The 13127-nt window shown below is 43.0% G+C and carries 14 protein-coding genes; 5 read left to right on the plus strand and 9 right to left on the minus strand.

Annotated elements, in window-relative coordinates; translation table 11 throughout:
• Positions 1-14: 14 nt before the first annotated feature.
• A complete protein-coding gene (locus GPM24_RS05005; RefSeq protein ID WP_158825625.1) occupies positions 15-1688 on the plus strand; it encodes an amidase in 1674 nt (557 codons plus the stop codon).
• A gap of 60 nt (positions 1689-1748) precedes the next feature.
• Positions 1749-2291, plus strand: a complete 543-nt coding sequence (locus GPM24_RS05010; protein ID WP_158825626.1) for a YfiT family bacillithiol transferase — start codon at positions 1749-1751, stop codon at positions 2289-2291.
• Between the two features lie 113 nt (positions 2292-2404).
• Here the strand turns inward: GPM24_RS05010 and GPM24_RS05015 are convergent, their stop codons facing one another.
• From GPM24_RS05015 to GPM24_RS05030, 4 genes are all read right to left on the minus strand, one after another.
• Positions 2405-3814, minus strand: coding sequence for a hypothetical protein (locus GPM24_RS05015; RefSeq protein WP_158825627.1), 1410 nt, complete (start codon positions 3812-3814; stop codon positions 2405-2407).
• Positions 3815-3821: 7 nt separating this feature from the next.
• Positions 3822-4625: a hypothetical protein gene (locus tag GPM24_RS05020; RefSeq protein ID WP_158825628.1), complete on the minus strand. Its 804-nt coding sequence runs from the start codon at positions 4623-4625 to the stop codon at positions 3822-3824.
• 21 nt (positions 4626-4646) lie between these two features.
• Positions 4647-5144, minus strand: a complete 498-nt coding sequence (locus GPM24_RS05025) for a heavy-metal-associated domain-containing protein (protein ID WP_158825629.1) — start codon at positions 5142-5144, stop codon at positions 4647-4649.
• Between the two features lie 91 nt (positions 5145-5235).
• Positions 5236-5637: an HYC_CC_PP family protein gene (locus GPM24_RS05030; RefSeq protein ID WP_158825630.1), complete on the minus strand. Its 402-nt coding sequence runs from the start codon at positions 5635-5637 to the stop codon at positions 5236-5238.
• A gap of 216 nt (positions 5638-5853) precedes the next feature.
• On the opposite strand from GPM24_RS05030, the gene GPM24_RS05035 reads away from it, so the two are divergent.
• Together GPM24_RS05035 and GPM24_RS05040 are read left to right on the plus strand one after the other, a co-directional pair.
• Positions 5854-7320: a sensor histidine kinase gene (locus GPM24_RS05035; protein WP_158825631.1), complete on the plus strand. Its 1467-nt coding sequence runs from the start codon at positions 5854-5856 to the stop codon at positions 7318-7320.
• 3 nt (positions 7321-7323) lie between these two features.
• On the plus strand, positions 7324-8004 hold the full coding sequence (locus tag GPM24_RS05040; RefSeq protein WP_158825632.1) for a LytR/AlgR family response regulator transcription factor: 681 nt from the start codon (positions 7324-7326) through the stop codon (positions 8002-8004).
• Positions 8005-8006: 2 nt separating this feature from the next.
• Here the strand turns inward: GPM24_RS05040 and GPM24_RS05045 are convergent, their stop codons facing one another.
• The 4 genes from GPM24_RS05045 to dapF all read right to left on the minus strand — a co-directional run bounded on the left by GPM24_RS05045 (position 8007) and on the right by dapF (position 10927).
• Positions 8007-8390, minus strand: a complete 384-nt coding sequence (locus tag GPM24_RS05045; protein WP_158825633.1) for a hypothetical protein — start codon at positions 8388-8390, stop codon at positions 8007-8009.
• Between the two features lie 129 nt (positions 8391-8519).
• On the minus strand, positions 8520-9488 hold the full coding sequence (locus GPM24_RS05050) for a hypothetical protein (protein WP_158825634.1): 969 nt from the start codon (positions 9486-9488) through the stop codon (positions 8520-8522).
• Positions 9489-9630: 142 nt separating this feature from the next.
• Positions 9631-10110, minus strand: coding sequence for a hypothetical protein (locus GPM24_RS05055; protein ID WP_158825635.1), 480 nt, complete (start codon positions 10108-10110; stop codon positions 9631-9633).
• A gap of 25 nt (positions 10111-10135) precedes the next feature.
• Complete coding sequence (gene dapF / locus GPM24_RS05060; RefSeq protein WP_158825636.1) at positions 10136-10927, minus strand: diaminopimelate epimerase; 792 nt, start codon at positions 10925-10927, stop codon at positions 10136-10138.
• Between the two features lie 172 nt (positions 10928-11099).
• On the opposite strand from dapF, the gene GPM24_RS05065 reads away from it, so the two are divergent.
• Complete coding sequence (locus GPM24_RS05065) at positions 11100-12659, plus strand: Do family serine endopeptidase (RefSeq protein ID WP_158825637.1); 1560 nt, start codon at positions 11100-11102, stop codon at positions 12657-12659.
• Between the two features lie 64 nt (positions 12660-12723).
• Here the strand turns inward: GPM24_RS05065 and GPM24_RS05070 are convergent, their stop codons facing one another.
• Positions 12724-12906 carry a DUF5670 family protein gene (locus GPM24_RS05070; RefSeq protein ID WP_158825638.1) on the minus strand — a complete coding sequence of 61 codons (183 nt, stop codon included), beginning with the start codon at positions 12904-12906 and terminating at the stop codon, positions 12724-12726.
• Positions 12907-13127: the final 221 nt, after the last annotated feature.

Below are 13127 nucleotides of genomic sequence, written 5' to 3' on the forward strand. Positions count from 1 at the left end.
ACCTTTTACTATAAATGAAAATTTCTACGATTAAGTTTCTCAGTTTGACGGCGCTATGCGGATTCAGCTTTATATCGGGTGCATTTGTAATTAAAAAGCTGGAGCAGGAGCCTATTACAGTAGGCATTATACAGCAAGCCGAAAAACTAATCGGCTTTGATTTTAGTGCAGCCCAAGCCGATTCGATGCAGAGTTCCTTAACCCGCTTCAATCAATCATACCAGGCATTGCGTAAACTCAATATGCCTAACAGTGTAGTTCCGGCGTTGAATTTCAACCCGGTTCCGATAGGGTTTGTTAACCCCAATGCCAAGAGTGATTTTAAACTAAGCAAAATCAATAAAGTAAAATTGCCGGCCAATAAAAATGACCTGGCTTTTTATACTATACGCGAGCTGGCCGAGCTGGTACGTACCAAACAAATCAGTAGTGTTGAATTAACTCAATTTTTTATTGAACGCCTGAAAAAGTATCAGCCTAAACTGTTGTTTGCCGTGACCATTATGGAAGACAGAGCCTTGAAGAAAGCAGCCGAGGCAGATGCCGAAATTAAATCGGGGCATTATCGTGGTGTGTTACATGGCATTCCGTTCGGTGTTAAAGATTTACTGGCACAAAAAGACTATAAAACCACTTTTGGAGCCGTGCCTTATAAAGATCAACAACTTAACGTTGATGCTACGGTGGTAACCAAGCTGGAAAATGCCGGCGGTATCCTTATTGTAAAAACTACTTTAGGCGAATTAGCACAGGGTGATGTTTGGTTTGGCGGCAAAACTAAAAATCCGTGGGACATCAGTCGTGGATCCAGCGGTTCATCGGCCGGTTCTGCCTCGGCAGTAAGTGCGGGCTGTTTGCCTTATGCCATTGGGTCCGAAACGTTAGGCTCTATCGTATCTCCATCAACCGAGTGTGGCGATACGGGATTGCGCCCTTCATTTGGCCGAGTGAGCAAATATGGCGCCATGGCCTTAAGCTGGAGCATGGATAAGCTAGGCCCTATTGCCCGTAGTGTAGAAGACGCCGCCCTGGTGTTCAATACCATACAAGGCACCGATGATAAAGACCTGAGCACTATCGCCGCTCCCTTTAATTATGACGGTAGTGTAAAGACATTAAAAGGCTACAAAATTGGCTATACCAAAGCCGACTTTGACAGCAAATATCCTAACCACACCACCGACTCGGCCACTTTAGCCAAATTGAAAGAACTGGGCGCCGAATTGATTCCAATTGAATATCCTAAAATGCCCATCGGCGCCATGACGTTCGTGTTGCAAGCCGAGGCAGGCGCTGCTTTTCAGGAATTGCTTTTAACTCATAAAGAAGACCAGATGGTGCTGCAAAACAAGTTTGCCTGGCCCAACACTTTCCGTGCGGCGCAGTTTATATCAGCACCAGAATATATTCAAGCCAACCGTGCCCGCACATTGCTTATCCAAGATTGGTATAACAAGCTAAAAGGTTTGGATCTATATATCACACCATCGTTTAGTACCAACCTGAGCATGACCAACCTAACCGGTAACCCTTGCGTGGTATTACCCAACGGCTTTGCTAAAAATGGCCGCCCGCTAAGTATTACATTTATGGGTCAGCTGTTTGGCGAAGGTAAAATGCTGCAGGCTGCTAAGTTGTATCAGGATGCTACTGATTTTCATAAGAAGCATCCGTTGTTAAATTTTTGAACAACCCTTCTAAACCCTCCCAGAAAGGAAGGGTTTTGATTTTATTATTAGCTTTGGTTTATGAGCACTATTACTACCGACGAACAACTACGTTATCCAATAGGGAAATTTCAACCGCCTGCTTCTTACACATCAGAAGATATCCGGCAATATATAGAGACGATCAAAACACTGCCTGGCCGTTTGCGCAGCGCTGTTATTCAGTTAACGGACGCACAGCAAAACACGCCCTATCGGCCCGATGGCTGGACTTTAAAGCAAGTGGTACACCATTTGGCTGACAGCCATATGAATGCTTTAATGCGCATCAAGCTCGCTTTAACGGAGGAGAACCCAACGATCAAACCTTATAGCGAACCGGGCTGGGCCATGCAAGCTGATTACCGTCTGCCGGTTGAATCATCATTAAAAATGCTGGAAGGCATTCATCAACATATGGTAGCCTTGTTTGAAAGCTTTACGGAGAATGAATGGCAGCGCACTTTCTATCACCCCGAAAGAAAAGACACTGTAACCATGCAAAAAACGACAGCTATGTATGCCTGGCATAGCAATCACCATTTGGCACATATAACCGAGACCATGAAACAGTGGGGTTTGTAGATATAAAATTGTCATTGCGAGGAGGAACAACGAAGCAATCTCGTCGCTCTAATAAACGCTAAGAGATTGCCAAGCTACCCTCGCAATGACAACTTTTATTAAAACTTTACCAATTACATATTCATCCCACCCATCGGCATTTTATGCTGGTGGTTGCCACCCATCATTTTCATAAGCGATGGACTAATGCGCAGATAAACTTCTATACCTAAAGGAGCATTCCCATACAATGATTTAAGTGCAGACGGTGATACATTTAAGGTAGCCTGTACACCGGCCCGTAAATCGGTACGTTTTATGGTGGTCAGGATATGGTTTAACCCTACTGTAACCGCGTTGATATTAAAATTTATATCATGCGGAAAGCTACCTTCCAAGTCAAGCTCGTGTACATCTTTGCGAACAAAATCGTAACTGCCGTAAATGGTTGTTTTCCGCAACTGTAGTGTGCCCTCCCAAAGCACCGAAGGTAATGTTTTACCGCTGGTAGAATAAGTGTTTTGTCCGTATACTAAAGTTGAAGTAAAAAAGCTGTTCTCATTCAATATCTTGGCGTACATAGCCGATGCGGTTAACAATTTTACATCCTCAAGCGGCTCTAACTGTTCGGGACTTTTAATCCAGCCGTGCGACACTTGCAAAGCCCAGTTACGGGTTGGGTTATACGATAGGCGCAACGAGTACGAATCAAATTTGGGCTTATCAAAGCCGTATCGGTGTTCATCCGGCTCGCGGCCGGTAAAGGTAGATCCTTCCACTTTAACATCTTTATACCTAAAACCCAAAGTAGCTACGCCAAAAGTAATATGCGTAGCATCAGCATAGTGGTGTTGCAAGGGCGCATCCGGATTGTTCATGGCCGAAAGGCGGTGCATAAATACCGGCGGCCCTAAAGCCGGCTCACCCGGATAACCGATAGCAGCATATACATCTGTATTTTTGGCAATCCGTTGCGAGTAGGATACCATCAGTTCCGAAAACAAATCGTGCGGGTGTTGACGGTCTACCAGCTTCTGACCTTTGTAGGCCTCGCCGGTTTGATAGAGCAACGGGTAACCGTCATTACCCACCAAGAATGGATCGAGCGAGATCATGGCATTGGCCGAGAACAAACCGTTGCGGCCTATCTTTCGCTGCGTCATCCCCATGAGCCAGTTAGGCGCATCAAACTGGTGCCCGCCCCGATTGCCAGACTTGAAAACGTCTTGATGTGTATAACGGGCAAACAGGTTGCCGTGCACCATACTCATCCATTTTTTGCCGTGCACCATATAACCGTACATCGGCGATTCATCGGGCGTCCACGATGTACCCGATCCATTACGGTTCATAGGCAAATCGCGTGATAGCTGGCTGCTCATCATCATATCATGCTGAACAGTGGTATCTGGCTTGGTATGATGCTTGTGCTGCCCCATGGGCATTTTGTGCCGGATGGTATCCTTATCTTGATGATGCTGGTGCTGTGCCCAAAGGGAATTGGTTGTCAGCATTGCTATAAAAATTAAGATATAGTGTTTCATGAGCTGTTTAGTTGAAAAGGTTAAACAGATTGTACTCAAGCCGTACCAAATACATGTTTTTGGTGTTACGCTCCATGCTATTCCAGAGCGGGGTACGGTAAGATAAATCCAGCCGTAGCACACTGTTAAAAATAAACTGTACAGCCGGCGCAGCATCCATGTAGCTTTGTCCACGGCCTGGATTGGCTTTGCCCAGCAGCTCCAGGTACAGGTTTACGTTGGTTTGGTTGTAATTCTGGTACTTGACCGGAAAGAGTAAATAACCGGAAGAGAGCGTCCACCCGACCGCATTGCGCGTTACAGGTTCATAGCCACCCCGGTTATCAAACGCCCGCAAGTAACTTACCGAGCCAGACAGCGCCAGCTTATGTAGTAACTGCGTTGCCACTACCCCGCCCTGCACGCCGCTGTTATCACCCTCGAGCGATATTTCCTGATTGGGCGTTGGGTTATTGATGGTAGCCGCCTTTATAAAGGCCGCCGCACGAAAATGACGCTGTACCGAATCAACCGAATAAAACCGGTATTTGGCATAGCCGCTAAACCCTTCCAGGTGCTGGTTGGGCTGATAAAAATCGGACATGTAAACCGAACCATGCACCATCAGGCTACGGCTTACACCCAGCATCAATTCAACTGTGCTGCGGTTTTTAAAATCAGGACTAAAGTAGCCCTGATTTTCCAGACGAATGCCTAACGATTTGGCTGCCATATTGCTGGCCGGCTCAGTGTTTACGTACAGCTCTTGCGCCAGTAAGGGCAATACCCCAACCAGCATACCCAAAAGGGTAAGCCACATTCTTTTCATCATATGTATTTTAGGTGAAAAGAATTAAATAGCTATCTGATACGCCTTACCACTACCGGTACTGCTTACGGCCGAACTATTATACTTTTTGGCTGCGGATGATGATACAAAACCTTTATTTACCACAGTTACCTGCTCTTGCCCGTTAAGGTCTTTAGCCGTGCCATTAACCACCTGGTAAGTATCGCCGGCTAGAGTAAAGCTATTGTTGGCTACTTTAACCTTGTCAAAATCAACAGTGGCTTTTAGTTGGTTAATGAAGAAACCGGCACCTTGTACTTTTTTGCTGATTTGCTCCAGATTAACCGGCACGCCGGGTTTAAAGGTGATAACAAATAAATTACGGTTTAGATCAGGTTTGATGTCGCTGATGAAACCGAGGGTACGCAATGATTTTTCAGTAGCTTTAGAGCACATAGAGCAGGTTAGTCCGCTTACTTGTACTTCGGCTTTGATGATTTGCGCTTGGGCTACGCCTATAGAGATAGCCAATAAGGCGATGAATATTTTTAAAGTTTTCATTGTAATGATCAAATTTTGGATAATCGAAAAAAATAAAATAGCGCATAAGGCGGCTACTACCGCTTATACAAAAAGGGCGATTACCAACTGATCAAATACGGAAACTACAGTTCTTAAGAAATACGGGGACCTTGGCTAAGGCTACATCAGGCGGCCCTCGAACATCTGCTCTTTTTACCAGCGCGGTTTGCAGCACCGGCTCAAAGTAAGGTAAGAAGGTAACCGGCAGATGTAAAGCCAGCAATTTGGCAGGAACAAAGGCCGATACGCTTTGGTGCGCATCTTTTACCTTTACCTGCATATGCTTGTCTTTGCAGCACTTCATTTTCATGCCGCAGGCCGTGGTAGCCTTTTCGGTTTTGCAGTGTTTAGCTTCGGCATTAATTTTAACTGAAGCCAGCTTTTTGCCGCAATAATGCATATCCATAGCAAAGCCCATCACCGTTAGGGTGTACAGCAGGGTAAGCAATATGGCACCTGTGCGTTTTAGCATTTACACAAAGGTAGGCGATGATTTTTTAGGATGCAAGTGTATTATGTTGCGGTAATGTAAGGAGATGAATGTTTGATTATTAGTTTTTAGCATTCAGTTATTTATCTAAATTTCTTATTCATCACATTTTTAGGGCCACTTATCACATTTGTATTTTTTAGATAAAGCGTATCTGTAATGTTGCGGTAACAAAAAACAACCATAAATTGTAACGCAATGAGTAGAGTATTAAATACTAAGTTAAAAGGCTATGCCCTAATAGAGTTTTGGGTTATGACCTGCTGCATTATCGGTGCATATTTGCTTTCCCTTCTTTCTTTTGTTGATGTAATTAATGGTCAACAACATCTTAACACCCGCGAAATAGGTCTCCGATCCGTTCCTCTGTTATTTAGTTATCTTATTGTATTTATATTTTACCTTTCTATTTGCTTTTATTTAAGCCCTGCTTTCGAAAGCGATAATGAGGCAGCTGCCAAAAGTACGCCTATCATACTCTTTTTTATGGGTATATGCTACCTGGCGGGTGTAATCAACATGTATTTTGCGGTATTGCTTGCACTTAAAATACTATCACTATTCTTTAAAAGAAACACTGATAACAAAGGCAACAATTTACACTATGAGATAGCATTGTTAGTAGCCTCGTGGATATTGCTTAGCTTCATCACAACTTTATATCTGCCTGTTCCTTTTCTGTTTGGATGCTATGTCAATTTCGATGTATTGATGGGTATTTTAGTTTACTTATACGCAGTAAACTTTCTATGTCCTCATGCGGCAGTGAAAAAAAGACCGGGCGTATATTATTGGGGTTACATGTTTTTGCTTGCTATATTATCCACCATAGTTATTTATTTAACGTGCTTATGTTTTAAAACAAATGCAAGTATCAACTCAAAGCCAATAGGTGCACTTTATATTATTATGGGTACTGATGAAAACGTTGAGACCATAACCATTTTAAATTTTTTTACGCAACTGCTAATTATAGCACCACTGGCGCGTGCTGTTTACAAAAGCCGCACCACTAAAGCGAGTGAAGAAATAAAAACGCTTAAAACCGAACTAGAAAAATCAGATGCCAGTCTTAACTTTTTAAAGTCGCAAATTAATCCGCACTTTCTGTTCAATGCTTTGAATACCCTATACGCTACCGCTTTACAGGAAAAAGCCGATCGTACAAGCGAAGGCATTCAAAATTTGGGAGATATGATGCGCTTTATGCTGGAAGAGAACACACAGGATAAAATTTTGCTGGAGCGTGATATTGATTACCTCAGAAATTATATTCTGCTGCAAAAGCTACGCATTGAAAACTCTCCGGAAATAGTCATTGATGTTCAAATATCAGATTATAAAGGAGAACTTATGATAGCTCCTATGCTGCTTATTCCATTTGTAGAAAATGCTTTTAAACACGGCATCAGTTTGCAAAATCCATCGCATATTAAAGTTACTTTGCAAATTGACCAAAACACCCTTTACTTTGATGTACATAACAGTATCCACATCCGCACAGAGAATGATCCGGAAAAAAGCCGCAGTGGTATTGGCCTCGAGAATGTAAAACAGCGCTTAGTTTTGCTGTACCCACAAAAACACGACCTGGTTATACATCAAAACGGAAAAGAGTTTTACATTCATCTAACGTTGGAGTTAGCTGATCAAACTAAAAATTAAACCATGATTGCCATTGCTATTGATGATGAACCTTTAGCGCTTGATGTGATTAAATCGCACGCAGCCAAAGTTTCGTTTATTGACCTTAAAGAGACGTTTACCAATGCTTTTAAAGCTATTGCCTATTTGCAGCAGCAAAAAGTTGATCTTATCTTTTTAGATGTAAAGATGCCCGACATCAGCGGAATTGATTTTCTGAGCAGCATCAGCAATCCCCCGATGGTGATTTTTACCACAGCTTATTCAGAGCATGCAGTAAAAAGCTTTGAGCTAGACGCTGTGGATTATCTTTTAAAACCATTTTCGCTCCCCCGCTTTTTAAAAGCCTGCAATAAAGCTTATGAACTTTACAGGTTACGAAAACAACCCAATGAGCCGGAAGATACGTGGATTTTTATAAAGGATGGTTTTGAACAAATTAAAATTCAACTAGCCGAGATTTTGTTTATTGAAGCTGCTGGAAATTATACTAAAATATTTCTCATGGAAAATAAATCTGTGAGTACCCGGGCAACCGTCGGAGAAATGCTAATGCTTTTGCCGGCTAAAAAATTTATTCGTACGCACCGGGCCTATATTGTTGCACGGGATAAAATTACCCGGTTTGATCGTAATCAAGTCATCATCGGCGACAAAGAAATTCCGATAGGTGTCACTTACGCTAATTGTTTAAAGGAGATGTAATATCACTCATTGGCATCCTCTTCAAAAATATACCCTTCTACACTCGAGCTAAGCACTACATCATTATCATGTTCTGATATACCATCGTAGCCCTCTTCGCTCTCGTCCGGATCGAGCGATAAGTAAACTTTGCTGCCTATATGATAAAACTTGCACGAATCAATTTGGTATTGCCCATCTGCTACATTGCCGGTAAACGTGTTGGTAAACACATTGCGGAAGGTAAGCATCACATCAGCCTCGGTATAAGCCAGCTCAAACATAATGCTTACGGCCGGACTGCCCTCTACCTCGTGCACCTTATATTGTTTAACAATGGCATTAAGCAAAGTTAAATCGCCTACGAGGTAATTGATGATGTCTGAATTGTGGCCGATGAATTTCATGATGGCAAAGGTACGTAATTAAGGCTGGGCATGAGCAGCAAGCTAACGTTAGCACACAGCGTTTATACCATTGGGTGCCTACAAAGGCCAAATTCAGCTTTATTAACCTACTTTAACTTTTTCGTTTAATCAGGATTTAATAGGCTCGTTGGTTTGTGCAAGCCGCTGGGAACCAACGTTGGCCGGACAGGCTATTCCATTGGGGGCATCATACACCAAATCTGGCTTTTGGCTAGCCAGCTCTTTAGGCACGTAAATTTGTACCCGTGTAATAGAGTAACTGCTAGGAAAATAGCGAATGTAATAGCCATCGGGATGCAATGACCAAATGCCCGACGGCACCTCTGGATCGGGCTGTGGTGCCAAACCTGCCAATACCGCATATTTTTCCATTTCTTCGTACGATGAACTGCCCGAGGCTGCCAAACGGCGTATATTATTTTCGGCCTCAAAAACGCTTTGCAATGCCGATGGCAGCTGGTCTTTTGCCTTAGCCATAACACTGGCTGGCAAAACGCCCAAAGCGCCACCTTCCAGCATCAGCAGTTCCTGGGGTGATAGCAAGGTACTGGCCGTTAATTTGATATCGGTGCCCATGTCCGAAAATCGGGTACGGGCAATAATAGCCCATAGCAATACCTGTATATCATGCTGTTGAACATTGGGATGCTTTTCTGCATTTTTTAATATCAATATCACCACATCTTTTTTAGGGCCTAATACTGGTGCCAGCATATAACCATCACCTTTGCTTGGGCCGCGCGTACCAGCGTGCAGGCAATAACTTTTGTTAGTCATTTCAAAGAAGCCGGCTTTGAGCTTAAAGCCACCGGTTGGTGCCTTGGGCAGCAAATACAAAGGTTGGGGTTTCTGACCTTCCATAAAGGACGGTGGTTTAGAACCAGTTTTATCTACATCACTAAAACTGGTGGTTATAGCTTGCGGCTGTTTAATGAGTTTATTGAGCCCGCCGCCGGCTACCATTTCAGATCCTTTATCTAACAGCTTTTTGCCGAGGCCGCCAAACTGTGCATTTGCGGCAGTATTTAAAAACAAAACAGCAACGGTGCTGAGCAAAATGTGCTTGTAACTTTTCATGAATTGCAGGTAGAGATTTAGCCCGCAAAATAATTAAAAAGTTATAAAGATATAATTATGATTAAATGAAGCTTTAGAACGCTGATTATAAGAGCAGCTCGTTATTGGCATTAGCAACTTTAGGTTAATCACTTATATATGATTAAAAAGGTTTACCAACACCCTTGCGGTAAAGCAAACAGAATGCCTGCCCGACACGTCCGTACAGCTTTTCATAGCCATTCAGTTTCTCAATGTAAGCGTTAAGTGCTTGATTGGTAAATGTTGTTTGTGTTGTCAGACTTTCTATTTTAAATGTGAACTGGCTGTTATTAGGATTGGGCTTGTGCAAAAATAAAGCATCGCTAGAACTATTAAAATCAAGTATTATGGCATACAGTTGAAAATCGAGTTTTAAAGATTTTGCTTCATTACTTATCAACTTAAAATACCTGAATAGCTTGTCAAGATGTGGCTTGCGTTTCTTAAAACTAGTATTGCCATATCCTTTTGGGTCAAAGTGCCAATGCCAATTGTCGGACCAAGTATCAGGATTATCAAACTTTAACCAACTAATTTTGTCAAATCCGATATGACGTTCAAGGTTTTGGTAATATCTTTTTAACCCTCTTTGCTTTTTCATTGTTTACAAGATAGTATTAGCAACCTTATGCCTCTACCTCTATCTCCCCGCTAAACACCCGCACTGCAGGCCCTTCTAAAAAGATATTTGTATACTGCACACCATCGTAATCAAAACGGATATTCAAGTTGCCGCCCAGCACCTTTATAGGTGTACTGATACTACCGGTTTGATTATTGGCTTGCGCCATAGCCAAAGCAACGGCGGTTGCACCAGTGCCGCAGGCATAGGTTTCATCTTCTACCCCACGCTCGAAGGTGCGCACAAAGTAGCCGTTGTCCATCGGTTCCACAAAATTTATGTTAATGCCTTTTTCGTGATAGGTAGCATTGTTGCGAATGGCATGGCCTTCGGTGTATACGTCTTTATCGGCTAAGTTAGTAGTTAGCTGCACGTAATGTGGCGAGCCGGTGTTCAATACATAAGCTTCGGCATTACGGTTTACCGTATCTACGTCAATCATTTGCAGACTAACCCAATCGCCCGAGTCTGAAATTTTGGCGTAATGCGGGCCATCAACTGCCAAAAAGTTAGTTTCACTGTCAAACACGCCTAAAAATTTGGCAAAGGCTACAATACAGCGGCCACCGTTTCCGCACATGCTGCTGGGCTGCCCGTCGGAGTTGTAATACACCATTTCAAAATCGTAACCCTCGCGGTTTTGCAACAGCATCAAGCCGTCGCCACCAATACCAAAACGTCTGTCGCATAACTTACTGATTAATTGAGGGTTATGATGATTAATATTGGCAGTACGATTATCTATCAAAATAAAATCGTTACCGGCACCTTGATATTTATAAAAATGGAACTTCATTTGTGACAATTTTTAATAAACCGCAACACTACATAACAATCAAAATCTGCAGCTATCGGCGTTTTAACATTTTTTAACAAAAATGCACATAACTTATTATTGTTCGTATCGTCTTAATGGTATTAAATTTGAATTGTAAATAGAAACCTAGTAAAAGAAAGAGAATTTAAATATGAAGAAAATTGGTTTAACCCTGTTAACAGCCTTTGTAGGCGGTGCTATGGCACTGGGCACCTACAAAGTGTTTGAAAAAGACCCGCTGGAAGGCTTGTCTTTTGAAGACCGCCAAAAAGTATACTTCGCCAGCAACCGTGCTACCAGCAATGTTGTATCATCTGCAGGTGATGTTGACTTTACCCAGGCGGCCGCTTCGGTAACCCCTGCAGTAGTTTATATCCGTACTACTTATGCCGCTTCGTCTGGCAGCAGCCAAGGTGGCCGCGATCCGTTTGAGGATATGTTCGGCGACTTTTTCGGTCAGCGCTCACGTCCGCAGCAACGCGTACCACAACGTGCTTCGGGTTCAGGCGTAATTATTTCGCCCGACGGTTACATCGTAACCAACAACCATGTGGTAGCCAACGCCAGCAAAGTGGAAGTTACTACTAATGACCACCGCGTACTGCAAGCTAAAGTGATTGGTACCGACCCAAGCACAGATTTGGCTCTAATCAAAGTAACCGCTACCAACCTGCCTATCGTTAAGTTAGGCAACTCAGACGATGTACGGGTAGGCGAATGGGTATTGGCCGTTGGTAACCCGTTCAATTTAAACTCAACCGTTACCGCTGGTATCGTAAGTGCTAAAGGCCGTAACATCGGTATCATTGGCAGCGAGGATAACGACGAGCAAAGCAATCCATTTGGTCGTAGCAGCTATCAGCAACAAGCGCCTCGTTTAAACAAAGCTATCGAGTCGTTCATTCAAACCGATGCTGCTATTAACCCAGGTAACAGTGGTGGTGCTTTGGTGAATACCAAAGGCGAATTGATTGGTATTAATTCTGCTATTGCATCACACACCGGTTCGTACGAAGGTTATGGCTTTGCCGTACCGGTTAACCTGGCCAAAAAAGTATTAAACGACTTAGAAAAATTCGGTTCTGTTAAACGTGGCTATATTGGTGTAAGCTTTACCGAGCTTAACCCAGATCGTGCTGAAGAGCTTAAAGTAAGCCGTAATACCGGTTTATATGTAAGCGAACTGGTACCGGGTGGTGGTGCCGAGGCTGCCGGTTTACAAAAAGGCGATATTATCACCAAAGTAGAAGGTAATGCCGTTTACGAATCATCTGATTTGCAAGAGCGCGTAGGCCGTTTACACCCAGGCGATAAAATTAACCTGACTGTATTACGCGGTGGTAGCGAAAAGAACTTTACCATTACCCTTAAAGGCGATGCACCGGTAGCTAACCGTACAGCCGCTGTATCAAAATCAGCCGAAGAGTTATACAATAAACTGGGTGGTAGCTTCCAGCCGCTTACACAAGCGCAAAAAAGCAAATTCCACATCCCATCGGGCGTAGTGGTTACCCAGGTTCGTCAAGGTGGTTTATTCGAAAATTATGATATCCCAGTGGGTTCAGTAATTACTAGTATCAACAAACAGCCAATCAATGGTGTGGCTGATATTGACAAGGCTATTCCTAACCTGAAAAGAGGTCAGATTGTGATAGAAGGTTACTACCCAGACGGCACTAAATTTGCCAACGCCTTTGGTGTAGGTGAGTAATCAGAAATTGCATTAATCCCTGAATAAAAAAGTCCGGCACTGATAAACAGGCCGGACTTTTTTATTATATCATATCGTTTTCCGCTTGCGATGCTATGGGCTTTTCATCTTTCATGATAGCCAGCGTAAAAAATATTACCACAAAGGCCAGCAGCGAATGTATCAAGTCTGTAGCCGAATATACAAACACACTTACCACCCATCCGGCAAAACATACTGCCGCGGCTATATAAAACAGAGATCTCATTAGTACAATAGTTTAAAATAGATTATGGGTGGGTTTACGCGATGAGAGGGAAAAGGTTGTGGTGGAAAGGTGAATTTGTGTTAATACTTTCACTTCTTTTTGTTCTCCGTTAGGATAGGGATATTCTTGTACTACTGCCTGTGGATGTTACTTTCTTTTTTACCGCAAAAAAGAAAGTAACCAAAGAAAAAGCTCTCGGCCGCACCTTCTTTCTACTTAGG

It is taken from the genome of Mucilaginibacter lacusdianchii (assembly GCF_009770985.1).
GTDB classification, from domain to species: domain Bacteria; phylum Bacteroidota; class Bacteroidia; order Sphingobacteriales; family Sphingobacteriaceae; genus Mucilaginibacter; species Mucilaginibacter lacusdianchii.

What these genes read in the sequence shown, in the direction of transcription:
- GPM24_RS05025 (WP_158825629.1), bottom strand. Translation starts at nt 5,144, where the DNA reads ATGAAAACTTTAAAAATATTCATCGCCTTATTGGCTATCTCTATAGGC.
- GPM24_RS05055 (WP_158825635.1), bottom strand. Translation starts at nt 10,110, where the DNA reads ATGAAAAAGCAAAGAGGGTTAAAAAGATATTACCAAAACCTTGAACGT.
- GPM24_RS05045 (WP_158825633.1), bottom strand. Translation starts at nt 8,390, where the DNA reads ATGAAATTCATCGGCCACAATTCAGACATCATCAATTACCTCGTAGGC.
- GPM24_RS05005 (WP_158825625.1), top strand. Translation starts at nt 15, where the DNA reads ATGAAAATTTCTACGATTAAGTTTCTCAGTTTGACGGCGCTATGCGGA.
- GPM24_RS05050 (WP_158825634.1), bottom strand. Translation starts at nt 9,488, where the DNA reads ATGAAAAGTTACAAGCACATTTTGCTCAGCACCGTTGCTGTTTTGTTT.
- GPM24_RS05040 (WP_158825632.1), top strand. Translation starts at nt 7,324, where the DNA reads ATGATTGCCATTGCTATTGATGATGAACCTTTAGCGCTTGATGTGATT.
- GPM24_RS05015 (WP_158825627.1), bottom strand. Translation starts at nt 3,814, where the DNA reads ATGAAACACTATATCTTAATTTTTATAGCAATGCTGACAACCAATTCC.
- GPM24_RS05020 (WP_158825628.1), bottom strand. Translation starts at nt 4,625, where the DNA reads ATGATGAAAAGAATGTGGCTTACCCTTTTGGGTATGCTGGTTGGGGTA.
- GPM24_RS05070 (WP_158825638.1), bottom strand. Translation starts at nt 12,906, where the DNA reads ATGAGATCTCTGTTTTATATAGCCGCGGCAGTATGTTTTGCCGGATGG.
- dapF (WP_158825636.1), bottom strand. Translation starts at nt 10,927, where the DNA reads ATGAAGTTCCATTTTTATAAATATCAAGGTGCCGGTAACGATTTTATT.
- GPM24_RS05010 (WP_158825626.1), top strand. Translation starts at nt 1,749, where the DNA reads ATGAGCACTATTACTACCGACGAACAACTACGTTATCCAATAGGGAAA.
- GPM24_RS05035 (WP_158825631.1), top strand. Translation starts at nt 5,854, where the DNA reads ATGAGTAGAGTATTAAATACTAAGTTAAAAGGCTATGCCCTAATAGAG.
- GPM24_RS05065 (WP_158825637.1), top strand. Translation starts at nt 11,100, where the DNA reads ATGAAGAAAATTGGTTTAACCCTGTTAACAGCCTTTGTAGGCGGTGCT.
- GPM24_RS05030 (WP_158825630.1), bottom strand. Translation starts at nt 5,637, where the DNA reads ATGCTAAAACGCACAGGTGCCATATTGCTTACCCTGCTGTACACCCTA.